At 49.8% G+C, this 24,773-nt stretch carries 21 protein-coding genes; 11 read left to right on the top strand and 10 right to left on the bottom strand.

Going from position 1 to position 24,773, the window contains the following annotated elements:
- Positions 1-28: 28 nt before the first annotated feature.
- Positions 29-1,393 (bottom strand): MFS transporter, encoded by a 1,365-nt coding sequence (locus FEK46_RS13985; RefSeq protein ID WP_135560008.1) that lies wholly within the window; start codon positions 1,391-1,393, stop codon positions 29-31.
- Positions 1,394-1,786: 393 nt separating this feature from the next.
- On the opposite strand from FEK46_RS13985, the gene FEK46_RS13990 reads away from it, so the two are divergent.
- Positions 1,787-3,286 (top strand): SEL1-like repeat protein, encoded by a 1,500-nt coding sequence (locus FEK46_RS13990; protein ID WP_135560007.1) that lies wholly within the window; start codon positions 1,787-1,789, stop codon positions 3,284-3,286.
- Between the two features lie 10 nt (positions 3,287-3,296).
- Positions 3,297-4,235: a tetratricopeptide repeat protein gene (locus tag FEK46_RS13995; RefSeq protein WP_130206250.1), complete on the top strand. Its 939-nt coding sequence runs from the start codon at positions 3,297-3,299 to the stop codon at positions 4,233-4,235.
- 25 nt (positions 4,236-4,260) lie between these two features.
- Here the strand turns inward: FEK46_RS13995 and cyoE are convergent, their stop codons facing one another.
- From cyoE to FEK46_RS14030, 7 genes are all read right to left on the bottom strand, one after another.
- On the bottom strand, positions 4,261-5,151 hold the full coding sequence (gene cyoE, locus FEK46_RS14000; protein ID WP_130206252.1) for a heme o synthase: 891 nt from the start codon (positions 5,149-5,151) through the stop codon (positions 4,261-4,263).
- Between the two features lie 11 nt (positions 5,152-5,162).
- Positions 5,163-5,492, bottom strand: a complete 330-nt coding sequence (locus FEK46_RS14005; RefSeq protein WP_130206254.1) for a cytochrome o ubiquinol oxidase subunit IV — start codon at positions 5,490-5,492, stop codon at positions 5,163-5,165.
- Positions 5,492-6,106 (bottom strand): cytochrome o ubiquinol oxidase subunit III, encoded by a 615-nt coding sequence (locus FEK46_RS14010; protein WP_032328763.1) that lies wholly within the window; start codon positions 6,104-6,106, stop codon positions 5,492-5,494. Before FEK46_RS14010 ends, FEK46_RS14005 begins: the two co-directional genes overlap by 1 nt.
- Positions 6,096-8,087, bottom strand: coding sequence for a cytochrome o ubiquinol oxidase subunit I (gene cyoB / locus FEK46_RS14015; RefSeq protein ID WP_130258542.1), 1,992 nt, complete (start codon positions 8,085-8,087; stop codon positions 6,096-6,098). Before cyoB ends, FEK46_RS14010 begins: the two co-directional genes overlap by 11 nt.
- 21 nt (positions 8,088-8,108) lie before the next feature.
- On the bottom strand, positions 8,109-9,056 hold the full coding sequence (gene cyoA / locus FEK46_RS14020; protein WP_001239440.1) for a cytochrome o ubiquinol oxidase subunit II: 948 nt from the start codon (positions 9,054-9,056) through the stop codon (positions 8,109-8,111).
- Between the two features lie 460 nt (positions 9,057-9,516).
- Positions 9,517-10,992 (bottom strand): muropeptide MFS transporter AmpG, encoded by a 1,476-nt coding sequence (gene ampG / locus FEK46_RS14025; RefSeq protein WP_135560006.1) that lies wholly within the window; start codon positions 10,990-10,992, stop codon positions 9,517-9,519.
- 43 nt (positions 10,993-11,035) lie between these two features.
- Positions 11,036-11,614 (bottom strand): lipoprotein, encoded by a 579-nt coding sequence (locus FEK46_RS14030; RefSeq protein ID WP_130206262.1) that lies wholly within the window; start codon positions 11,612-11,614, stop codon positions 11,036-11,038.
- Positions 11,615-11,919: 305 nt separating this feature from the next.
- On the opposite strand from FEK46_RS14030, the gene bolA reads away from it, so the two are divergent.
- From bolA to fadM, 9 genes are all read left to right on the top strand, one after another.
- Entirely contained in the window at positions 11,920-12,237 is a 318-nt protein-coding gene (gene bolA, locus FEK46_RS14035; protein WP_000973459.1) for a transcriptional regulator BolA, read from the top strand.
- A 343-nt stretch (positions 12,238-12,580) separates the two neighbouring features.
- Positions 12,581-13,879, top strand: coding sequence for a trigger factor (tig, locus tag FEK46_RS14040; RefSeq protein WP_032362268.1), 1,299 nt, complete (start codon positions 12,581-12,583; stop codon positions 13,877-13,879).
- Positions 13,880-14,124: 245 nt separating this feature from the next.
- Positions 14,125-14,748 carry an ATP-dependent Clp endopeptidase proteolytic subunit ClpP gene (gene clpP, locus FEK46_RS14045; RefSeq protein WP_000122253.1) on the top strand — a complete coding sequence of 208 codons (624 nt, stop codon included), beginning with the start codon at positions 14,125-14,127 and terminating at the stop codon, positions 14,746-14,748.
- A 125-nt stretch (positions 14,749-14,873) separates the two neighbouring features.
- Positions 14,874-16,148 (top strand): ATP-dependent protease ATP-binding subunit ClpX, encoded by a 1,275-nt coding sequence (gene clpX, locus FEK46_RS14050; RefSeq protein WP_000130305.1) that lies wholly within the window; start codon positions 14,874-14,876, stop codon positions 16,146-16,148.
- Between the two features lie 187 nt (positions 16,149-16,335).
- Positions 16,336-18,690 (top strand): endopeptidase La, encoded by a 2,355-nt coding sequence (lon, locus tag FEK46_RS14055; protein WP_064527151.1) that lies wholly within the window; start codon positions 16,336-16,338, stop codon positions 18,688-18,690.
- A 190-nt stretch (positions 18,691-18,880) separates the two neighbouring features.
- Complete coding sequence (hupB, locus tag FEK46_RS14060; protein WP_254892905.1) at positions 18,881-19,171, top strand: nucleoid-associated protein HU-beta; 291 nt, start codon at positions 18,881-18,883, stop codon at positions 19,169-19,171.
- 191 nt (positions 19,172-19,362) lie between these two features.
- Positions 19,363-21,234 carry a peptidylprolyl isomerase gene (ppiD, locus tag FEK46_RS14065; RefSeq protein WP_135560005.1) on the top strand — a complete coding sequence of 624 codons (1,872 nt, stop codon included), beginning with the start codon at positions 19,363-19,365 and terminating at the stop codon, positions 21,232-21,234.
- A 150-nt stretch (positions 21,235-21,384) separates the two neighbouring features.
- Positions 21,385-21,756, top strand: coding sequence for a helix-hairpin-helix domain-containing protein (locus FEK46_RS14070; protein WP_135560004.1), 372 nt, complete (start codon positions 21,385-21,387; stop codon positions 21,754-21,756).
- A 93-nt stretch (positions 21,757-21,849) separates the two neighbouring features.
- On the top strand, positions 21,850-22,248 hold the full coding sequence (gene fadM, locus FEK46_RS14075; RefSeq protein ID WP_001194534.1) for a long-chain acyl-CoA thioesterase FadM: 399 nt from the start codon (positions 21,850-21,852) through the stop codon (positions 22,246-22,248).
- Positions 22,249-22,299: 51 nt separating this feature from the next.
- On the opposite strand, the gene queC is transcribed toward fadM, so the two are convergent.
- Together queC and FEK46_RS14085 are read right to left on the bottom strand one after the other, a co-directional pair.
- Positions 22,300-22,995: a 7-cyano-7-deazaguanine synthase QueC gene (gene queC, locus FEK46_RS14080; RefSeq protein ID WP_135560003.1), complete on the bottom strand. Its 696-nt coding sequence runs from the start codon at positions 22,993-22,995 to the stop codon at positions 22,300-22,302.
- A 63-nt stretch (positions 22,996-23,058) separates the two neighbouring features.
- Positions 23,059-24,759 (bottom strand): SgrR family transcriptional regulator, encoded by a 1,701-nt coding sequence (locus FEK46_RS14085; protein ID WP_135560002.1) that lies wholly within the window; start codon positions 24,757-24,759, stop codon positions 23,059-23,061.
- Positions 24,760-24,773 lie beyond the last annotated feature (14 nt).

Below are 24,773 nucleotides of genomic sequence, written 5' to 3' on the forward strand. Positions count from 1 at the left end.
TAGCGCAGCAGGCAATTCGCCTCGTTTTTTATGCCTGACGAATTGCCTGTTCAACCTCAAAGCGATTCGTCACTTTGCTGTCGATTTTCACATAAGCTGAATGTTCTTCTTCTGCAATCAACACTTCTTTGACGCCTGCGGTTTCCAGTAAACGCACTTTTAACGCCTCGTTTGCGGCAATGTCCGTCGGGATTTCAATGCGCAAACTGCTAACATACGGCGGTTCTTTCATGGTACTGGCGACTGCCAGCCACACTGCTGCCAGCATTGCGCCAGCGAGAAATACGCCCTGACCGTCAAACATGCCGTCAATCCAGCCGCCCAGCGCACCGCCAATCGCCACGCCAAGAAACTGGCTGGTGGAGTAAACACCCATCGCCGTACCTTTGTAACCAGCTGGCGACTCTTTACTGATAAGCGAAGGCAGAAGGGCTTCCATCAAATTAAACGCCACAAAGAAAAGCTGCACGCCGACCACCAGTTGCCAGAACTGCGTTTGTGCGTTCCACAACACGATTTCCGCAACCACGATCAACCCGACGCAGAAGACAAAGACTTGCTTCATTTTGCGCTTAACTTCAGCGTAGATAATGAAAGGCACGACAGAGCCAAAGGCGATTAACATCGTTGCCAGATAGACCTTCCAGTGTTCAGCCGCCGGGAAACCCGCATCAGCCAGTTGCCCTGGCAGGGCAACAAACGTCGACATCAGCAGCATGTGCAGACACATAATGCCAAGGTTGAGTTTCAGCAGCCGCGGTTCTGCCAGCACTTTGCTGAAACTGCCTTTCACCATCCCGGATTCACGGTTGAGTACGTGCGTGCTGCTGTTAGGTACAACCCAAATGGTCAACGCAATGCCGATCGTTGCCAGAATAGCGATCATCCAGAACAGCGCGTGCAGCCCAAGTTTGTGAGTAATGATCGGGCCAAGCACCATCGCAATGGCGAAGGTAATGCCGAAGCTCACGCCAATAAACGCCATCGCTTTGGTGCGGTTTTGTTCGCGAGTGAGATCGGAAAGCAACGCCATAACGGCTGCGGCTATGGCGCCGGAGCCTTGTAACGCACGACCCAGAATGATTCCCCAGATGGAGTCAGAAAGCGCAGCAATAACGCTACCGGCAGCAAACACTGCCAGTCCGCCGACAATTAATGGTTTGCGACCAATGCGGTCGGAAAGCAGGCCAAACGGAATCTGAAAAACGGCCTGGGTCAAACCATAAATACCAATGGCAATACCGATTAACGCTTCGCTGGCCCCTTGCAGTGCCATACCGTACGTAGTCAGAACCGGCAGTACCATAAACATGCCCAGCATGCGCAATGAAAATACGGTCCCTAAACCCCAGGTCGCGCGCCGCTCACCTGGCGTCATTTTATAATCGTTCATTACCACCTCTTAAAAAATTGCCCACATAGTGTAGTGCGGAGCGCATGTTGGGTAAACAGAGTGTTAATGAGTAAATATTACATAAGAGAGTGGTTTTTACGTCAGGTATGAGCTTCTTTCGTATTCTTGCCATTAATACTTTGTGCGTTAAATATAACAAATGAAAAGCTCACATGATTTTATCCTCCAGGCAATGACATTATTTTTGGCTTTATTGAGTGGCATGTAACTTTTTATCAAAGGATGATGTTATTTTAACTCAATAAATAGAGGTGTAGGAGGCACTGATTATGCTGTTTCAGCTTAAATGCGTGCTTATTACCTGGGCCGTTATGGCAGTGTATTTATTCATGAAGTGGATGTTTGGTGGTTAGGTATAATAAGGGGTTATATATGTGGTCTGGTAAAGTTATTTTATTATCATTTGGTTTGTCTCTGGCTTCTTTTTGTCATGCTTCAACGGATATTAATCAACTGTATGAACGTATTGTCAATAAAGATCGGATGGCGTTAAAAGAACTGCAAAAATTAGCTGACTCCAATAACACGCAGGCGCTAGTGCTACTGGGATTTATTTATGAACACGGAGTGACAGTATCTGTTGACATCCCAAAGGCGATTCAGTGGTATGAGAAAGCCTGTAACCAGGGGGGAGAATACGGTTGTTATAATGCACGTTATTTCCTTCAATATGGTAAAGGCGTAACCCTGGACGTGACACGAGCACAGATGTATGCCAGTAAGTCGAAAACTGACGATCTTAATATCCCTCCTGATTTGATGAATAAAATAATCAATCAGGCCTATGAATTGAAATCCGGGGCCGAGACAGACAAAACGAAACGGGCGAGTTTAATTGAATTTGTCAGTCGTTATGTCGGTCAGGCACCCGAGAATGATTTGCTTTTTTGGGGGCGAATTGGTTTCAGTAAACCGGAAATTTTGCGTCTGGCGACTCTATGGGCGCAGGAAGACGACCCAAAAATGGATTATATTGTCGGAAATCTTTATCTCGATGATTTTTCACCTTCTGATGATAGACGTTCTTTAGACACCAAAAAGAAAGCACTGCAATGGTTTCGCACTGCGGCAGAAAAAGGTTATCCGATGGCGCAGTATACCATGGGCGATGCCTACGAAAATGGCAGTGCTGGTTTAAAGATTGATGCTGTCGAAGCCAAAAAATGGTACGAATTAGCTGCAAATAAGAATGACGAAAAAGCATTAGTAGCCCTGGGGAATATATACTATTCTGGGTTGACCGGCGAAGTTGATTATTCTAAAGCGAGCGTGCTTTTTAACAAGGCTGAACAGCAAGGGGCAAAAAAAGCCGCATTGTGGTTAAGTTGGATGTATTACAACGGATTAGGTGAAAGGCTTGATTGTGATAAGGCCTGGGATTATTACGAAAAAGGTGCGGGGAAATATTCATTGAAATTCAGTAAGGATGAATATTTAAACCGTTGTAATCAAGATCAGAAAATCCGAGAAACACAGGGTGATATTTTACCTTATCTCACGTTAAAACATTACGGGACCTATGGTTTTAACGCAAATGAAAAACCAAAAATATGCGATGTCAGTATTAAAATTAATGCTGATAAAATCAGTGGTATAACTAATTTGCAGTTGACGCTTGAGCTAAAGGGAAGTGAAGGTATCAGTGAAGAATATACCATTGTCGTACCGCCTTTTAGTCTAAATACACTTGGCGTGGGTATGTACAATAACTCCACTCATATAAGACAGACCTATATAGATATCCCAGTTTATAATCGTAATTTATGCGATTTTCATGATTTAACTTATTCTGTTAAATCTGCGACGACGATACTGAATGGGAAACAACGCGACTTGTTAAAAGAAGAGCATATTCAGGTGCAAGATAAATAAGGGATATTTTATGTTGCCTAAAAGAATATTGTTTTCTTTAATGTTGATAGTTCCACCAGGCGTGGTGGCAAGCGAGAAAGCGCATGAATTGTATGACAGCATATACAGTAAAAAGCCAGCCCCCGATGTTATAAGTACACTACATAAAATGGCTGAGTCGGGGGATGTCGACGCGCAAAGCCTGTTAGGCTGGGAATATCATCAGCCCCGCTACGATACGAAACCCAACGTTCAGGAAGCCATTAAATGGTTCGAGTTAGCCGCTAAACAAGGTGACAGAGAAGCTCCGTTAGCGCTGGGGGATATCTACTACGACGGTGAGCAGGTGCGGGTGGATTATGCCAAAGCGTATGTGTTATTTAATCAGGCCGCGCAACACGGTATAAATTTAGCATGGTCCAGATTGGGTATGATGTACGCCAATGGTCAGTATGTTGAGGTAGATTGTAAGAAAGCGAAGGAATATCTTGATAAGGGTGTCCACATTTATGGTGGCCCGCAGAACTTTCTTGCCGCCTGTCGAAAAGACATGATTGACAGAAAAACGGTTGATGATATGTTGCCAGCCATCACAATTACCCATTCTGGAATGCGGGATAATTTTTTAGATGAGAGCTTTTCCTGTATGGACAGCCTCTTTGCCGAAACCAATAAATTAGGCGAAGTGGCCAATCTTCGTGTTACGTACAACATTAAGAGTCCGTCTGGTAAAGAAATTATCCAAACGGTTGGTTTCAAGCCTTTCGGCTTAAACCGGCTGAATATTAACTTTACTGATTACATAATCGGTTCGTTTAGCAGCAATTCATTGCTCCTTCTTTATAGATCCGATTTTGAGTCGAAAATGTGTTCACAGGTGAAGACTCGCATTATTGCCGCAACGGCAACGATAAAGGGTAAAGAAGTGGATCTGCTAAAAGTGGGGGCAATAAAAAACCCGCCAGAGTAAGCGGGTTTTTTGATGACGATAAGATTTACCAAACAGACGCCAGCAGCGTATGCGAGTCCGGCACCATAAAATCAACGGACATCATTACCGAGAGGGCGGTGATGGCGATGATAGAGAAGCCGAACAGCTTACGCGCCCAGATTCTGTCATCAGCGACTTTATAACCGCGTAGGGCCATGCCTAACCACCAGACGCTAACCGCTGCGGCGACCACCAGATATTTATACCCAGCGTAACCGCCAAGAGAGAGCATCAGCGTGGCAACGGCAAAGGCGATGATATACAGCGTGATGTGATTCTTCGCTACCGAAATGCCTTTTACCACCGGCAGTACCGGAATGTTCGCCGCCTGATAATCCTTAAAGCGGAAAATGGCGATGGCATAGGAGTGAGGCATCTGCCACAGGCTGAAGATAGCCAGCAGGATCGCTGCGCCGCTATCGAACTCGCCGGTTACCGCACAGTAGCCGATCACCGGTGGCGCAGCGCCGGAGAGCGAACCAATCAATGTGCCGTAGACCGAGTGGCGTTTCATGTACAGGCTATAAACGCCGACATAAACCACGAAGCCCATCACCCCCAGCCAGCAGGCCAGCGGATTCGCGCCAAACCACAGCAGCATAAAGCCAGCAATACCCAGCAAGGTGGCGTACACCAGCGAGACAGCAGGAGAGATCAGGCCTTTAACCAGCACCCGATTCTTCGTCCTTTCCATCTTTCTGTCGATATCCCTGTCGATGTAGTTGTTAAACACACAACCCGACGCCACAACCAGTGACACCCCAACCAGCGTGTAGATAAACAGGGGATAATCAATGCTGCCCTTTGAGGCCAACAGGAATCCCCCAATCACCGAGATCAGGTTGCCAAAGATGATGCCTGGTTTCGTTACTTGCAGGTATTGCTTAAACATCATAACCGCCGCTCTTAGTGCATCATCATGTTGTAGTTGAGGTTCCACATAATCCAGATGGAGCCTACAACCAGGATAGCGATGATTAGCACGGTGAAGACAAACGCCGTCATGTTCCAGCCTTCATCTGATTTGGTATTCATGTGCAGGAAGCACACCAGATGCACCAGAACCTGTACCACTGCCATTGCCAGGATTGTTCCCAGAATTACGGCCGGAGAGGCAGCCCCTGTCATTACCATCCAGAACGGAATCACCGTCAGGATTACCGACAGGATAAAGCCTGTCATGTAGGTTTTTACGCTGCCATGGGATGCGCCGCTATGTTCGTTAGAATGACTCATTACATCGCCCCCATCAGATAAACAACAGTGAACACACAGATCCAAACCACATCCAGGAAGTGCCAGAACAAGCTCAGGCACATGATGCGGGTACGGTTAGTGCTGGTCAGGCCGCGACGGGCGATTTGCACCATCAGCACCGCCATCCAGATAAGACCGGAAGTGACGTGCAGACCGTGGGTACCAACCAGCGCAAAGAACGCTGACAGGAAGCCGCTGCGATCCGGGCCCATGCCGTTAACAATCAGGTGATGGAATTCATAGAGTTCCATCCCGATAAATCCGGCACCAAACAACCAGGTCAACGCCAGCCAGGAGATAACCTGGCTTTTGTTGTTTTTGTACATGGCGATAGCCGCCATGCCGTAGGTGATGGAGCTGAACAACAGCAAGAAAGTTTCAACCAGAACGAACGGCAGTTCGAAAATGTCCTTACCTGTCGGGCCGCCTGCGGTGCCGTTCACCAGAACGGCATAGGTAGCAAACAAGATAGAGAACAGAATGCAGTCGCTCATCAGGTAGATCCAAAATCCGAAGATTTTGGTTCCGCCTGCATCGTGGTGCCCGTGTTCGTGCGCGTGGGCAGTCGCGTGCGTCAAAGTATCAGTTGCCATTTTTCAGCCCTGCCTTAGTAATCTCATCGAAATGCTGGTTTTCCAGTTTTTCGATTTCTGCCACCGGCACGTAGTAATCCACGTCCTCGTCGAAGCTTTTCACGATCCAGGTGATGATCATGCCTGCGAAGCCAACAATCGCCAGCCACCAGATATGCCAGATCATGGCGAAACCGAAGATGGTGGAGAAAGCCGCAATGACGATACCGGCGCCGCTGTTTTTCGGCATATGAATTTCTTCATAGTGGTCAGGCTTTTTGTACGCTTCGCCTTTCTCTTTCATTTCCCAGAATGCATCACGTTCGTGAACGTGCGGCACAACGGCAAAGTTATAGAACGGAGGCGGGGAAGAGGTTGCCCACTCCAGCGTACGGCCACCCCACGGGTCGCCAGTCAGGTCACGGTTCTGGTCGCGGTCACGAATAGAAACGTACATCTGAATCACGAGGCAGAGAATACCCAGCGCAATCAGTACTGCACCGCTGGCTGCAATCATCAGCATGGTGTGGAACTGCGGGTCAATCTGCTGGCTCAAACGACGAGTCATACCCATGAAGCCCAGCGCATACAGCGGCATAAAGGCAACGAAGAAGCCGATGATCCAGAACCAGAACGCGCGTTTACCCCAGGTTTCGTTCAGTTTGAAACCGAACGCTTTAGGCCACCAGTAGGTCATCCCTGCGAAGCAGCCGAAGACCACGCCGCCGATGATAACGTTATGGAAGTGCGCAATCAGGAACAGGCTGTTATGCAGAACGAAGTCCGCGCCCGGTACTGCCAGCAGCACACCCGTCATACCGCCCACCGAGAAGGTGACGATAAAGCCGATGGTCCACAGCATCGCAGAATGGAACACGATACGGCCCTGATACATGGTGAACAGCCAGTTGAAGATCTTCACCCCGGTCGGGATGGCGATAATCATGGTGGTGATACCAAAGAAGGCGTTTACGTTCGCGCCCGCACCCATCGTAAAGAAGTGGTGCAGCCAGACGATGAACGACAGCACGGTGATACAGACGGTTGCCCATACCAGCGAGGTATAACCAAACAGGCGTTTACGCGAGAAGGTTGCCGCAATTTCGGAGAACACACCGAAAACAGGCAGGATCAGGATGTAAACTTCCGGATGGCCCCAGGCCCAAATCAGGTTGATGTACATCATCATGTTGCCACCCATATCGTTGGTAAAGAAATGGGTGCCCAGATAGCGATCCAGGGTCAACAACGCGACGGTAACCGTCAGAATTGGGAAGGAAGCAATAATCAGAATGTTTGCGCACAGTGATGCCCAAGTAAATACCGGCATCTTAAACATGGTCATGCCCGGTGCACGCATCTTCAGAATGGTAACGAAGAAGTTGATACCGGTTAGCGTCGTACCTATACCGGATAGCTGGAGACTCCATATCCAGTAATCGACACCGACTCCCGGACTGTACTCTATTCCCGATAGTGGTGGATAGGCCAGCCAGCCGGTCTGCGCAAATTCGCCCACGCCGAGAGAAACGTTAACCAGAATCACACCAACAACGGTAAACCAGAAGCTTAAGTTGTTGAGGAACGGGAACGCAACGTCACGCGCGCCGATCTGCAGCGGAACCACCAGGTTCATCAGACCGATAACGAAAGGCATCGCCACGAAGAAGATCATAATCACGCCGTGCGCGGTGAAGATCTGATCGTAGTGGTGAGGTGGCAGGAAGCCCGCTTCACCCGCCGAGGCAAGGGCCTGCTGGCTACGCATCATAATGGCGTCAGCAAAACCACGCAGCAACATCACAATCGCCACGATGATATACATGATACCGAGGCGTTTATGGTCGACGGAGGTCAGCCACTCTTTCCACAGGTAGGTCCACTTACCGAAGTAAGTGATCAGGCCAACGAGCGCCAGACCTCCCAAAATAATGCCAGCGATCGTAACCATGACGATAGGTTCATGGTACGGGACTGCATCAAGTGATAATTTTCCGAACATCTTTATTCTTCCTCAACCCCTTTAATGGGCGGATTCCGCGTGGCTCATGTCCATGCCTTCCATACCTTCGTGTGCGCTGTGCTCACCTTCTGGCTGGGTCATGTCCATGCTCTTACCGTGAGCCATAAACTTATTAATCACATCGGCAAACAAGTCTGGTTTCACGTTGGAGAAATATTCCACCTGGTTGTATTCGCTAGGCGCGGCCAGTTTTTCGAACGCTGCCATGTCAGACATGCTGTTCGGCGACTGTTTCGCTTTTGCGACCCACTGGTCGAATTCGGCGCGATCCGGCGTTGCGATAGCTTTGAACTTCATGCCTGAGAAGCCCGGACCGCTGTAGCTGGCGGAGATACCGTCATAAGTACCGGGTTCGTTGGCGATCAGATGCAGGCGAGTCTGCATACCGGCCATGGCATAAATCTGGCTACCCAGACGCGGAATGAAGAAGGAGTTCATCACGGAGTTGGAGGTCACTTTGAAGTACACCGGAGTGTTCGCCGGGAAAGCGATTTCATTCACGGTAGCAATTCCCTGTTCCGGGTAGATGAAGAACCATTTCCAGTCCATGGAAACCACTTCGATGGTAATGGGCTTCTCGTCATGTGCCAGCGGCTTGCTAGGCTCAAGAGCGTGAGTAGTTTTCCAGGTCAGTACCGCAAGGAAGATGATGATTAAGATAGGTACCGTCCAGACCACAGCTTCCACTTTATTGGAGTGTGACCAGTTCGGGCTGTACTTAGCATCTTTATTGCTCGCACGGTACTTCCAGGCGAAACCAACAGCCATCAAGATTGCGGGAATAACGACAATCAACATCAGGCCAAATGCCGTCAGTATCAGTGAACGTTGCTCCAGACCAATCTGTCCTTTGGGATCTAACAGCGCAGAATTACAACCACTGAGCAATACAGTGCCTGCAAATAATGACAACCATCCCAAACTTTTATTGTATTTCCTGAGTCTCATTTAACGACCTCAATTCCACGGGATCTGGTGGCGTTTAAAGTGTGTGGGCATTTTACGGGAAGGTTACATTACTGTAAACATGATTAAATTCCTGTTACTTGGATTTGGCTGCCAGGTCACATATGTTGCAAAACATATCAAGTTGGTTTTAAGAAGCTGTTGCAAAAGGGCGTTATAACGAAAGGGGCGCGCGGAAGGGGGGTAGCAGGGCAATTGGTATAACCAATCTCAAAATAAAACAATTATTTAACAAATAATTATCATTGAAGTGACAACTCAGGTGAGGGGAAATAAAGTGTCATTAGCTGAATCGTGTAAGAAAAATAGAATCTATAAATGTCGTCAATAATTTTAGAAATCTAAGCCGCACAAAAGAACAAATATTATTAAGCGATGCTGATGTTTATTTAGCCGTAATAATTACGCCGGGTGATTACTACAGCTAAATAATATTCACAGATTACGTCAGATGTGTTTTTCGTAGTGCCAGATAATCCAGCAAACCACCAAGCACGACTCCGCCCAGGGCGACTAAAACGCCGACTTCCAGCAGAGCAGGCAGGAAAGAGAAGTGGGTCAAATCCAGCGCGTCCATCGTCAATAGCAGTAACCACACGGCTAACAGACTGACGCCCGTTGCCAGCGTCGACATGGCAAAGGCATAACCTGCCGGATACCCGGTACGAGGGATAAAGTCGTTATTGACCCATGTGTACTCCAGCGTGCGGCGGCAAACCAGCAGCAAAATAAGTCCAGGTACGGCGGCGGCAACAGAGAACAGATAGAACGTCGGCCAGCCGTGAGCTTCAACAAACCAACCTGCTACTGGCCCTACATAAACCCGTCCTACAGCAGAAAGCGCCGAGAGCAGGGCGAACTGGGTAGCGGAAAATGACTTATTACACAGGGTCATTAATAGCGCCACAAATGCTGATGTTCCCATCCCGCCACACAGATTTTCGAAAAAGACAGCCGCGCCCATGCTGTAGAGATGCTTATCAGTCACGGAAAGTAGCCAGTAACCGGCGTTGGACGCTCCTTGTAAAAGGCCGAAAATCATGAGCGCACGGAACAATGACAGGCGCTGCATCAAAATTCCGCCGAACAATGCGCCGATGATGGTCGCCAGTAGACCGAGCGTTTTGTTAACTACACCCACTTCGCCGGCATCAAATCCGACGCCGCGAATCAAAAACGTGGTTGTCAGGCTCATGGCGAAAGCATCGCCCAGTTTGTACAGTACGATTAAAAGCAGAATCAGCCATGCGTTATTGCGGCCAAAGAAATCACGCAATGGTGCTACAACGGCCCGTTCCAGCGTTTTGGGTACAGGAATGGTGTCGGTTGGTTCTGGTGCAAGCAGTGTCGCGATAATACAGGGGGTCAACAGCGCTGCCATCAACCAGTACATGCCTTGCCAGCCCAGCCATTTATCTGCCAGCCATAAAGCCAGGCCGCCGGATACCAGCATCCCCAGGCGATACCCCAGCACGCTGATTGCCGCACCTGCGCCGCGTTCTTCCGCTGGCAGCACATCCGTTTTCCAGGCATCAAAGACGATATCCTGGGAGGCGGAGCAAAAAGCGATCACCACCGCCAGAGCTGCCATCCAGCGTAATTGGGTACCAGGTTCGAGAAAACCCATCGCCGCAATGGACAGTAACAATAGAGTTTGTGTCGCGAGCAGCCAACCGCGCCGACGTCCGAGGAACGGTGGGGTGTAGCGGTCCATCAGCGGGGACCAGAGAAATTTAAATACATAAGCCTGGCCTACCAGAGAGAAGAAACCGATGGTTTTAAGATCGATATTCTCAACGGTCATCCACGCCTGTAACGTGCCGGATGTCAGGGCTAGCGGTAGCCCAGAAGCAAAACCCAGGATCAGCAAAATGGCTGAACGCGGTTGTTGGAAAATACGTAAATATTGACTGGACATGGGCGTCTACAGGCCCGGCTTGCACCGGGCCAGAGGGCAGAAATTAACGCGCGTTCTGCTTGATGAATTCGTGAATGCTGGTGTCCTGAGACATGTCAGCAATGGTGTCGGTCAGCACACTGTTAACCGCATCGGCGATATTTTTGTTGGAAGCCTGAAAAGCGCCTTCAACGTTGTAGCTGGCACGATAGTTTTTGGTCATCTTGTTGCCATTCTGCGCGGTGGCGATGATGGCGATATCTGCTTTAGTGGCGATATTGTAACGCACGTTACCCTGGGACACGTCAGCATACAGTTGGCTAACGATGATTTGCAGATTAACCGGACCATTTGGGCCGACCATGTAACCACGCGCGGTCATTTGTTTTTCCAGCACTTCTTGCAGCAGGAAACGCAAATCGCGAGAGGCGGTCAGGGTGACAATCTGATTATCGCGGGTCACTTTCGCCAGCGCCTGATCGGTACGTTGATCGGCACCATTAATGCTAACGGTGACGCCCATCAAGCTTGGATCCTGCTGCGGCAGCGTCATCGTTGGGGAAACGTCAATCGTCGTTGGTGGTGTTGCGCATCCTGCAAGCATAAACAGAGCAACTAATGGGAAGAGGATTTTTTTGAACATGTTCTGGCTCTCAGAGACTGGTAAGCGTGTTTGGTAAAAAATTCTCGCCATCATAACATTGCCAACGACGAGGGGAAGTGGGTAAGGCATGTAAATTCATCGTGTTGACGAAATAATCACCGTGAGTAAAAGAATCACTCGTGCGCAGCCTGCGAATTAATCTTTAAATCAGTAAACTTCATACGGTTGACTGAAAAACTGGGACGAAAGCTAAATATTTGTTGCTAAGCTGTAATGGTAACGGTAAAAGCGGCTAGTATTTAAAGGGATGGGTGACATCTCAGCGTTGTCGGAGGAGATATTTCATGATGATACGTGAGCGGATAGAAGAAAAATTAAGGACGGCGTTCCAACCCGTATTCCTCGAAGTTGTGGATGAAAGCTATCGTCACAATGTCCCAGCCGGCTCTGAAAGCCATTTTAAAGTTGTGCTGGTCAGCGATCGTTTTACGGGTGAACGTTTTCTGAATCGTCATCGAATGATTTACAGTACTTTAGCGGAGGAACTCTCTACTACCGTTCATGCGCTGGCTCTGCATACTTACACTATTAAGGAATGGGAAGGGTTGCAGGATACCATTTTTGCCTCTCCTCCCTGTCGTGGAGCAGGAAGCATCGCGTAAAAACGCATTTGCAACCGTCAGCGCTTTTCCAGTATGTTGCTAAAGATTTTATGAAAAACGGCCTGCGGGCCGTTTTGTTTTGTCTGGATTTTGTGCTTTTTGCCCAGCATTCAGACGAAAATTCCCCGGGAATTGTGAAAAAATACGCGGTAGCGCGCAATAACCGTTCTCGACTCATAAAAGTGATGCCGCTATAATGCCGCGTCCTATTTGAATGCTTTCGGGATGATTCTGGTAACAGGGAATGTGATTGATTATAAGAACATCCCGGTACCGCGAAGCCAACAACCTGTGCTTGCGGGGTAAGAGTTGACCGAGCACTGTGATTTTTTGAGGTAACAAGATGCAAGTTTCAGTTGAAACCACTCAAGGCCTTGGCCGCCGTGTAACGATTACTATCGCTGCTGACAGCATCGAAACCGCTGTTAAAAGCGAGCTGGTCAACGTTGCGAAAAAAGTACGTATTGACGGCTTCCGTAAAGGCAAAGTGCCAATGAATATCGTTGCTCAGCGTTATGGCGCGTCTGTACGCCAGGACGTTCTGGGCGACCTGATGAGCCGTAACTTCATTGACGCCATCATTAAAGAAAAAATCAATCCGGCTGGCGCACCGACCTATGTTCCGGGCGAATACAAGCTGGGTGAAGACTTCACCTACTCTGTAGAGTTTGAAGTGTATCCGGAAGTTGAACTGCAGGGCCTGGAAGCGATCGAAGTTGAAAAACCGATCGTGGAAGTGACCGACGCTGACGTTGACGGCATGCTGGATACTCTGCGTAAACAGCAGGCTACCTGGAAAGAAAAAGACGGCGCTGTTGAAGCAGAAGACCGCGTAACCATCGACTTCATCGGTTCAGTTGACGGCGAAGAGTTCGAAGGCGGTAAAGCGTCTGATTTCGTACTGGCGATGGGCCAGGGTCGCATGATCCCGGGCTTTGAAGACGGTATCAAAGGCCACAAAGCTGGCGAAGAGTTCACCATCGACGTGACCTTCCCGGAAGAATACCACGCAGAAAACCTGAAGGGTAAAGCAGCGAAATTCGCTATCAACCTGAAGAAAGTTGAAGAGCGTGAACTGCCGGAACTGACTGCAGAATTCATCAAACGTTTCGGCGTTGAAGATGGTTCTGTAGAAGGTCTGCGCGCTGAAGTGCGTAAAAACATGGAGCGCGAGCTGAAGAGCGCCATCCGTAACCGCGTTAAGTCTCAGGCGATCGAAGGTCTGGTAAAAGCTAACGACATCGACGTACCGGCTGCGCTGATCGACAGCGAAATCGACGTTCTGCGTCGTCAGGCTGCACAGCGTTTCGGTGGCAACGAGAAACAAGCGCTGGAACTGCCGCGTGAACTGTTCGAAGAACAGGCTAAACGCCGCGTAGTTGTTGGCCTGCTGCTGGGCGAAGTTATCCGCACCAACGAGCTGAAAGCTGACGAAGAGCGTGTGAAAGGTCTGATCGAAGAGATGGCTTCTGCGTACGAAGATCCGAAAGAAGTTATCGAGTTCTACAGCAAAAACAAAGAACTGATGGACAACATGCGCAATGTTGCTCTGGAAGAACAGGCTGTAGAAGCTGTACTGGCGAAAGCGAAAGTGACTGAAAAAGAAACCACTTTCAATGAGCTGATGAACCAGCAGGCGTAATTTACGCAGCATAACGCGCTAAATTCGCACAAAGGCCCGTCACCGCCAGGTGGTGGGCTTTTTTTTGTCATGAATTTTGCATGGAACCGTGCGAAAACGCTCTTTCGGTGTTAGCGTAACAACAAAAGATTGTTATGCTTGAAATATGGTGATGCCGTACCCATAACACAGGGACTAGCTGATAATCCGTCCATAAGGTTACAATCGGTACAGCAGGTTTTTTCAATTTTATCCAGGAGACGGAAATGTCATACAGCGGCGAACGAGATAACTTTGCACCCCATATGGCGCTGGTGCCGATGGTCATTGAACAGACCTCACGCGGTGAGCGCTCTTTTGATATCTATTCTCGTCTACTTAAGGAACGCGTCATTTTTCTGACTGGCCAGGTTGAAGACCACATGGCTAACCTGATTGTGGCGCAGATGCTGTTCCTGGAAGCGGAAAACCCAGAAAAAGATATCTATCTGTACATTAACTCCCCAGGCGGAGTGATCACTGCCGGGATGTCTATCTATGACACCATGCAGTTTATCAAGCCTGATGTCAGCACCATCTGTATGGGCCAGGCGGCCTCGATGGGCGCATTCCTGCTGACCGCAGGGGCAAAAGGTAAACGTTTCTGCCTGCCGAACTCGCGCGTGATGATTCACCAGCCACTGGGCGGCTATCAGGGCCAGGCGACCGATATCGAAATTCATGCCCGTGAAATTTTGAAAGTTAAAGGGCGCATGAATGAACTTATGGCGCTCCATACGGGTCAATCATTAGAACAGATTGAACGAGATACCGAGCGCGATCGCTTCCTTTCCGCCCCTGAAGCGGTGGAATACGGTCTGGTCGATTCGATTCTGACCCATCGTAATTGATGCCAGAGGCGCAACTGTGCCGCTATACTTATCCAGGGCGGCACAACGCTATAAGCGACTTGCGCCTGAGAATGGCATTTGCGTCGTCGTGTGCGGCACAAAGAACAAAGAAGAGGTTTTGACCCATGACAGATAAACGCAAAGATGGCTCAGGCAAACTGTTGTACTGCTCTTTTTGCGGCAAAAGCCAGCATGAAGTGCGCAAGCTGATTGCCGGACCATCCGTGTATATCTGCGACGAATGTGTTGATTTATGTAACGACATCATTCGCGAAGAGATTAAAGAAGTTGCACCGCATCGTGAACGCAGTGCGCTACCGACGCCGCATGAAATTCGCAACCATCTGGACGATTACGTAATCGGTCAGGAACAGGCGAAAAAAGTGCTGGCGGTCGCGGTATACAACCACTACAAACGTCTGCGCAATGGCGATACCAGCAATGGCGTCGAGTTGGGTAAAAGTAACATTCTACTGATCGGTCCGACCGGTTCCGGTAAAACGCTGCTGGCTGAAACGCTGGCACGCCTGCTGGATGTTCCGTTCACTATGGCCGATGCGACTACACTGACCGAAGCCGGTTATGTGGGCGAAGACGTTGAAAACATCATTCAGAAGCTGTTGCAGAAGTGCGACTACGACGTACAGAAAGCGCAGCGCGGGATTGTCTACATCGATGAAATTGACAAGATTTCACGTAAGTCTGACAACCCGTCTATTACCCGTGACGTTTCCGGTGAAGGCGTACAGCAGGCACTGTTGAAACTGATCGAAGGTACAGTTGCTGCCGTTCCACCGCAGGGCGGGCGTAAGCATCCGCAGCAGGAGTTCTTGCAGGTAGATACCTCTAAGATACTGTTTATCTGTGGTGGTGCGTTTGCTGGTCTGGATAAAGTGATTTCCCATCGTGTAGAAACCGGCTCTGGCATTGGTTTTGGCGCGACGGTAAAAGCGAAGTCCGACAAAGCAAGTGAAGGCGAACTGCTGGCGCAGGTAGAACCGGAAGATCTGATCAAATTTGGTCTGATCCCTGAGTTCATCGGTCGTCTGCCAGTTGTAGCAACGCTGAATGAACTGAGCGAAGAAGCCTTGATTCAGATCCTTAAAGAGCCGAAAAACGCTCTGACCAAGCAGTATCAGGCGCTGTTTAATCTGGAAGGCGTGGATCTGGAATTCCGTGACGAGGCGCTGGATGCTATCGCTAAGAAAGCGATGGCGCGTAAAACCGGTGCCCGTGGCCTGCGTTCCATCGTAGAAGCCGCACTGCTCGATACCATGTACGATCTGCCGTCCATGGAAGATGTCGAAAAAGTGGTTATCGACGAATCGGTAATTGATGGCCAGAGCAAACCGCTGCTGATTTATGGTAAGCCGGAAGCGCAACAGGCATCTGGTGAATAATTAACCATTCGCATACAGTCAGTTAACCAAAAAGGGGGGATTTTATCTCCCCTTTCATTTTTCCTCTATTCTCGACGTTGAATGTGGGGGAAACATCCCCATATACTGACGTACATGTTAATAGATGGCGTGAAGCACAGTCGTGTCATCTGATTACCTGGCGGAAATTAAACTAAGAGAGAGCTCTATGAATCCTGAGCGTTCTGAACGCATTGAAATCCCCGTATTGCCGCTGCGCGATGTGGTGGTTTATCCGCACATGGTCATCCCCTTATTTGTCGGGCGGGAAAAATCTATCCGTTGTCTGGAAGCGGCGATGGACCATGATAAAAAAATTATGCTGGTCGCGCAGAAAGAAGCTTCAACGGATGAGCCGGGTGTAAACGATCTTTTCACCGTCGGGACCGTGGCCTCTATATTGCAGATGCTGAAGCTGCCTGACGGCACCGTCAAAGTGCTGGTCGAGGGGTTACAGCGCGCGCGTATTTCTGCGCTCTCTGACAATGGCGAACACTTTTCTGCGAAGGCGGAGTATCTGGAATCGCCGACCATTGAGGAGCGGGAACAGGAAGTGCTGGTGCGTACTGCAATCAGCCAGTTCGAAGGCTACATCAAGCTGAATAAGAAAATCCCACCAGAAGTGTTGACGTCGCTTAACAGCATCGACGATCCTGCGCGTCTGGCAGATACCATTGCCGCGCATATGCCGCTGAAACTGGCTGATAAACAGTCTGTTCTTGAGATGTCCGACGTTAACGAGCGTCTGGAATATCTGATGGCGATGATGGAGTCGGAAATCGATCTGCTGCAGGTTGAGAAACGTATTCGTAACCGCGTGAAAAAGCAGATGGAGAAATCCCAGCGTGAGTACTATCTGAACGAGCAGATGAAAGCCATTCAGAAAGAACTCGGCGAAATGGATGACGCGCCGGACGAAAATGAAGCCCTGAAGCGCAAAATCGACGCGGCGAAAATGCCGAAAGAGGCAAAAGAAAAAGCGGAAGCAGAACTGCAGAAGCTGAAAATGATGTCTCCGATGTCGGCAGAAGCAACCGTGGTGCGTGGTTATATCGACTGGATGGTACAGGTGCCGTGGAATGCGCGTAGCAAGGTCAAAAAAGACCTGCGTCAGGCGCAAGAAATCCTCGATACCGATCATTATGGTCTGGAGCGCGTGAAAGATCGTATCCTTGAGTACCTCGCGGTTCAAAGCCGTGTAAACAAAATCAAGGGGCCGATCCTCTGCCTGGTAGGGCCGCCGGGGGTAGGTAAAACGTCCCTGGGTCAGTCCATCGCCAAAGCCACAGGACGTAAATATGTTCGTATGGCACTGGGTGGCGTGCGTGATGAAGCGGAAATCCGCGGTCACCGCCGTACTTACATCGGTTCTATGCCGGGTAAATTGATCCAGAAAATGGCGAAAGTGGGCGTGAAAAACCCGCTGTTCCTGCTCGATGAGATCGACAAAATGTCTTCTGACATGCGTGGCGATCCGGCCTCCGCACTGCTTGAAGTGTTGGATCCAGAGCAGAACGTGGCGTTCAGCGACCATTACCTGGAAGTGGATTACGACCTGAGTGACGTGATGTTTGTCGCGACGTCGAACTCCATGAACATTCCGGCACCGCTGCTGGATCGTATGGAAGTGATTCGCCTCTCCGGTTATACCGAAGATGAAAAACTGAACATCGCCAAACGTCACCTGCTGCCGAAGCAGATTGAACGTAATGCACTGAAAAAAGGTGAGCTGACCGTCGACGATAGCGCCATTATCGGCATTATTCGTTACTACACCCGTGAGGCAGGCGTGCGTGGTCTGGAGCGTGAAATCTCCAAACTGTGCCGTAAAGCGGTTAAGCAGTTACTTCTCGATAAGTCATTAAAACATATCGAAATTAACGGCGATAACCTGCATGACTACCTCGGCGTACAACGTTTCGACTATGGTCGCGCGGATAACGAAAACCGCGTCGGTCAGGTAACGGGTCTGGCGTGGACAGAAGTCGGCGGCGACTTGCTGACCATCGAAACTGCGTGTGTACCAGGCAAAGGTAAACTCACTTATACCGGTTCGCTGGGCGAAGTGATGCAAGAGTCCATTCAGGCGGCGTTAACGGTGGTTCGTGCGCGTGCGGAAAAATTGGGGATCAATCCAGATTTTTACGAAAAACGCGACATCCACGTGCACGTACCGGAAGGTGCGACGCCGAAAGATGGTCCGAGCGCTGGTATTGCCATGTGCACTGCGCTGGTTTCTTGCCTGACCGGTAACCCGGTTCGCGCCGATGTGGCGATGACGGGCGAGATAACCTTGCGTGGCCAAGTGTTACCAATCGGCGGTTTGAAAGAAAAACTGCTGGCGGCGCATCGTGGTGGAATTAAAACTGTGTTAATTCCGTACGAAAATAAACGCGATCTGGAAGAGATTCCAGACAACGTGATAGCCGATCTGGACATTCATCCGGTGAAACGTATTGAGGAAGTTCTGACTCTCGCGTTGCAAAATGAACCGTCTGGCATGCAGGTTGTAACCGCAAAATAGTGACCTCGCGCAAAATGCACTAATAAAAAAAGGGCTGGCAGGTAAATTCGGACTTGCCAGCCTTTTTTTGTCTCGTTAAGTTAGAGGGCGGATTAGGCTTGCCCTTATTAAGGGGTGTTGTAAGGGGATGGCTGGCCTGATATAACTGCTGCGCGTTCGCACCTTGAAGGATTCAAGTGCGAGATAAATTATAAAGAGGAAGAGAAGAGTGAATAAATCTCAATTGATTGACAAGATTGCTGCAGGGGCTGATATCTCTAAAGCTGCGGCTGGCCGTGCGTTAGATGCTATTATTGCTTCCGTAACTGAATCCCTGAAAGAAGGGGATGATGTAGCACTGGTAGGTTTTGGTACTTTTGCCGTTAAAGAGCGTGCTGCCCGTACTGGTCGCAACCCGCAGACCGGTAAAGAGATCACCATCGCTGCAGCTAAAGTACCGAGCTTCCGTGCAGGTAAAGCACTGAAAGACGCGGTAAACTAAGTGTTGTCCCCATTGGGGATGTGACGAAGTTCAAGGGCGCATCTACTGATGTGCCTTTTTTATTTGTATTCCGTGACTTTCTGCGCATTGTGGGCTGACAATTGCCCCCGTTTCTTGTCACAATAGGCCTTTGCGCGCAGCGATAAGTTGCGTGAGGTATACAGTCATCTACAGCGGAGTGTTGTTACACCATGATGGACAGCTTACGCACGGCTGCAAACAGTCTCGTGCTCAAGATTATTTTCGGTATCATTATCGTGTCGTTCATATTGACCGGCGTGAGTGGTTACCTGATTGGCGGAGGCAATAACTACGCCGCAAAAGTGAATGACCAGGAAATCAGCCGTGGGCAGTTCGAGAACGCCTTCAACAGCGAGCGTAATCGCATGCAGCAACAGCTGGGCGATCAATACTCCGAGCTGGCGGCGAACGAAGGCTATATGAAAACCCTGCGTCAACAGGTGCTGAATCGTCTTATCGACGAGGCTCTACTGGATCAGTACGCTCGCGAACTGAAACTGGGTATCAGCGATGAGCAGGTCAAGCAGGCTATTTTCGCGACCCCGGCTTTCCAGGTTGACGGCAAGTTCGATAACAGCCGCTACAACGATATCCTCAACCGAATGGGAATGAGTGCCGATCAGTACGCGCAGGCGCTGCGTAACCAGCTCACCACCCAACAGCTGATTAATGGCGTTGCTGGCACCGATTTTATGCTGAAAGGTGAAACTGACGAACTGGCTGCACTGGTCGCTCAACAACGTGTAGTGCGTGAAGCGACTATCGACGTTAATGCGCTGGCGGCTAAGCAAGCCGTGACCGAACCAGAAATCGCCAGCTACTACGAGCAAAACAAAAACAATTTCATGACTCCGGAACAGTTCCGCGTGAGCTACATCAAGCTGGATGCCGCTACAATGCAGCAACCGGTTAGCGATGCGGATATCCAGAGCTACTACGATCAGCATCAGGATCAATTCACCCAGCCGCAGCGCACGCGCTACAGCATCATCCAGACCAAAACTGAAGATGAAGCGAAAGCTGTACTTGATGCGCTGAACAAAGGCGGTGATTTTGCCGCGTTAGCAAAAGAAAAATCTGCTGATATTATCTCTGCCCGTAACGGCGGTGATATGGGTTGGTTAGAAGACTCCACCACCCCAGACGAACTGAAAAATGCCGGTCTGAAAGAAAAAGGCCAGCTTTCTGGTGTGATCAAATCCTCGGTAGGTTTCCTGATCGTCCGTCTGGATGACATTCAGCCAGCAAAAGTGAAGTCGTTAGACGAAGTGCGTGACGAAATCGCAGCGAAAGTGAAACACGAAAAAGCGCTGGATGCATACTACGCGTTGCAACAGAAAATAAGCGATGCAGCAAGCAACGACACTGAATCTCTGGCAGGTGCAGAGCAGGCAGCGGGCGTTAAAGCTACTCAGACTGGTTGGTTCAGCAAAGATAAGCTGCCGGAAGAGTTAAACTTCAAACCGGTGGCGGACGCTATCTTTAACGGCGGTCTGATTGGTGAAAATGGCGCACCGGGCATCAACTCTGACATCATCACCGTAGACGGCGATCGTGCATTCGTTCTGCGTATCAGTGAGCATAAACCGGAAGCGGTTAAACCGCTGGCAGATGTTCAGGAACAGGTTAAAGCGATGGTTCAGCACAACAAAGCTGAACAGAAAGCGAAAGTGGATGCTGAAAAACTGCTGGTTGATCTGAAAGCGGGCAAAGGTGCGGAAGCTATGCAGGCTGCCGGTGTGAAATTTGGTGAGCCGAAAACCTTAAGCCGTTCTGGCCGTGACCCGATTAGCCAGGCGGCATTTGCTCTGCCTCTGCCAGCGAAAGACAAACCGAGCTACGGTATGGCGACCGATATGCAGGGCAATGTCGTTCTGCTGGCGCTGGACGAAGTGAAACAAGGTTCAATGCCGGAAGAGCAGAAAAAAGCGATGGTGCAGGGTATTACCCAAAACAACGCACAAATCGTCTTTGAAGCTCTGATGAGTAACCTGCGCAAAGAGGCGAAAATCAAAATTGGCGATGCGCTGGAACAGCAATAATCCTGAAGCCGCCTCGCAAAAAAATGCTTTGCAGCTGTAACAAGAAAAGGTCGCTTTCGCGGCCTTTTCCATTTCTGAACATTGCCATTTGTTTACTGTTTTCACTGCCGTTAAGGTGATTCCACTGTTAACAAACAAGGAGAAAACAGTATGAAACACGGAATCAAAGCACTGCTCATTACCCTGTCCCTGGCCTGTGCTGGAATGTCTCACTGTGCGCTGGCGGCAGCTCCTGCAGCGAAACCGGCGGCGGTCGAAACCAAAGCGGAAGCCACTGCAGTACAAAGCAAAGCGGCAGTACCGGCGAAAGCCAGTGATGAGGAAGGCACCAGAGTCAGCATTAATAATGCCAGCGCGGAAGAGCTAGCCCGCGCGATGAATGGCGTTGGCCTGAAGAAAGCGCAGGCGATTGTCAGTTATCGCGAAGAGTATGGCCCGTTTAAAACGGTGGAGGATCTAAAGCAGGTGCCGGGGATGGGCAATTCGCTGGTGGAACGTAATCTGGCGGTATTAACCCTGTAATTAATTTGCATAGTGGCAATTTTTTGCCAGACTGAAGAGGTCATACCAGTTATGGCCTCTGTACTTATAACAACAACGTAAGGTTATTGCGCTATGCAAACACAAATCAAAGTTCGTGGATATCATCTCGACGTCTACCAGCACGTAAACAACGCACGCTACCTTGAGTTTCTCGAAGAAGCCCGCTGGGATGGACTGGAAAACAGCGACAGTTTTCAATGGATGACCGCCCATAACATCGCTTTCGTGGTGGTGAATATCAATATCAACTATCGCCGCCCGGCGGTATTAAGCGACCTGTTAACCATTACGAGCCAGTTACAGCAATTAAACGGTAAAAGCGGCATCTTAAGCCAGGTTATTACTCTGGAGCCGGAAGGGCAGGTGGTGGCGGATGCGCTTATCACGTTTGTTTGTATTGATCTTAAAACGCAGAAGGCTTTAGCTCTGGAAGGGGAGCTGCGCGAAAAGTTGGAGCAGATGGTTAAGTAAACGTTTTGTTGTGCCGGATGCTTATGCCGCATCCGGCAACACCCGGAATAATTACTTCAACCCTGTTTTCTGCTTCATCGCCGCCATCACCGCTGGTTTATCGGCCAGATAATGATTCAACCCATTACTGCGCAGATTACATGCAGCACAATGACCGCAACCATCGCCTTTGATGCCGTTATAGCAGGTCAGTGTTTCGTTACGCACTAAATCCAGCTTGCCGTAATAATCCGCCAGCGCCCAGGTTTCCGCTTTATCAATCCACATCAGCGGCGTTTCAAAACGAATATCTTTCGCCATGCCCAAACTGACGGCATGGTTTAGTGCTTTGACAAATTCATCGCGGCAATCCGGGTAACCGGAGAAATCTGTTTCGCAGACGCCGGTGATCACCGCTTCGGCTTTCACCTGATATGCGTAAATCGCCGCGAGCGTCAGGAACAAAATATTACGCCCTGGAACAAACGTATTCGGGATGCCATCGGCTTCAGGTTCATAATCTGGCACTGGAATGCTGTCACGCGTCAGACTGCTGACTGCCAGCTCGTTAAGCAGGGTGACATCCAGCACCTTATGCGCGCGTGCGCCCAGTTTCAGCGCCAGCTCGCGCGCGACGTCGATCTCTGCGCGATGGCGCTGACCGTAATCAAACGTCACGCAATGGACTTCATCATATTGTTGCAATGCCTGCACCAGACAGGTTGTAGAGTCCTGGCCCCCACTGAATACAACGACAGCACGTTTCATAAATCATCCTGCTAAATCGATAAAACGTTATGGTAACGCCTGCGGTTAACCCGGGCCAGCTCTTCATTGCGACGGTGCGGGTAGCCAGGCCTCGGTAAATTCAAACCAGCCGCGCGGTGTCAGTCGCACACCGTTCACGCCTGGCGGCGCACTAATGCGATAGTGATAGTTGAACAGTGGTGTCAGCGTTGCGTCAGCCATTAACTGGCTAAACACCGTTTTCAGGGCATTAAATCGGTTTTCTTCATCAGGCATTATTTGCACGGCATCCAGTGTCGATTGTAGATGTGCGTATTTACTGGCAGTAAAAACATGTGGCCACAGCGGATCGCAGCGCAGCCACTGTTCAAGGGTATATTCCGGCGCTTCGCCAATTAATCTGTCGCCCATCATGAGGTCTGCTTGCTCCAGTGGCGTGGCTCGATCCCAGTTTTTCGCGTTATGAAAAATAATCTTTAGCTCGCAACCTTCTGCTGCCAGCGTCGTTCGTAGCTGTTCTGCCATGGCATGAAGTTCCACCGGCAGGTGATAAACCAGCGTCAAAGTTTCCGGTAGTTTGACCTCATCCGGTACTTGCCATTGCGGAATAGTCCAGCCTGGCAGCAATGCATGACTGGCGGTGATCAGGTTTTCTCCGACTTCTAACGTTTGTAGTAAACCGGATTGATGAATAATGGTGATCACTTTTCGTGCCTGCCAGAGAGTCAGTCGGGGGCTTTTGCGCAACGTTAAATAGCAAAAACCTAAACTGATGCCGCTACTGACCTGACTGACCCGTGGCAATTCCTCTGGTTTGCCGATGGTGATTTGGACGGGATGCCGACAACTCGTACCCAAATCTTTTTCAAAAAGCGGCGGGGTTATCCAGTACTCAACCGCTTTTAGTAGCGGATGACGTAAATGGTAATAATCATGGCTTTCGAGTCGCACCAGTTCCGGTGTGAATTGTGTTAAGCGGAAAGGTCCGGTTCCTACCAGTGGTAATTGCGGATGCGCCAGATGGCAGCAATAGCTCGCCAGTCGGTGTGCCAGCCAGTAATCGGGGCGATTTAAAAAGAAGGTCAGACACTGCGGGTGGGTGACTTCAATACGCTGCACGCTAATAAATAACTGCCTCAGGGCAGGCAACTGTAGCAGCATCAGCAAGCGTTGATGTAGCTGTGTTGCTTTTACTGCATCACCGTTATGCCAGTGTAGGGTTGAGCGAAGATAAAAATCCCAGCGTAACCCGTCAGCAGACGTTTCCCAGTGATGCGCTAAATCGCCAATTGGGCGTTGGAAGTTATTGTCGAAACGGCTCAGGCCGGAAAAAATTTGCTCGGCGAGATGCTGTTCGGCACGTCCGGCTAAAAAACCCGGTTGCAGTGGTTCGAGCGGGCGATAATAAGGAATACGCAATGTCGGGGTATCGTTTTGCCATTGCCCGCCCATAAACGGTTGTAACATGGTACGCAGTTCGCCAGGCGCCAGCTGCGCGAGTTCCAGCACATCCTGTTGTTTTCCACTTTCCAGCGCCTGTTCCATCATCGTATTGCGCAAGGATTCCGGCATCACCAGAAAGCGCAGTTGCCCGCGTTTTCCGCGCCCGGATTGTGCCTGCCACTCCAGCCATCCCGCATCCTGCGCCTGACGTAACAATGTGCGTACATGGCGTTCGCTGCAAAAGCAACGTTCCGCCAGTTCGCTGACGATAACGGATTGTGGTGCTCCGGCGGAAGGTTGCCACAAACGTTGATACTGGTTAAGACGATTAAGCAGTCGCATATAAACCCGGAACA

The organism is Escherichia sp. E4736, from assembly GCF_005781225.1.
Classification (GTDB): domain Bacteria; phylum Pseudomonadota; class Gammaproteobacteria; order Enterobacterales; family Enterobacteriaceae; genus Escherichia.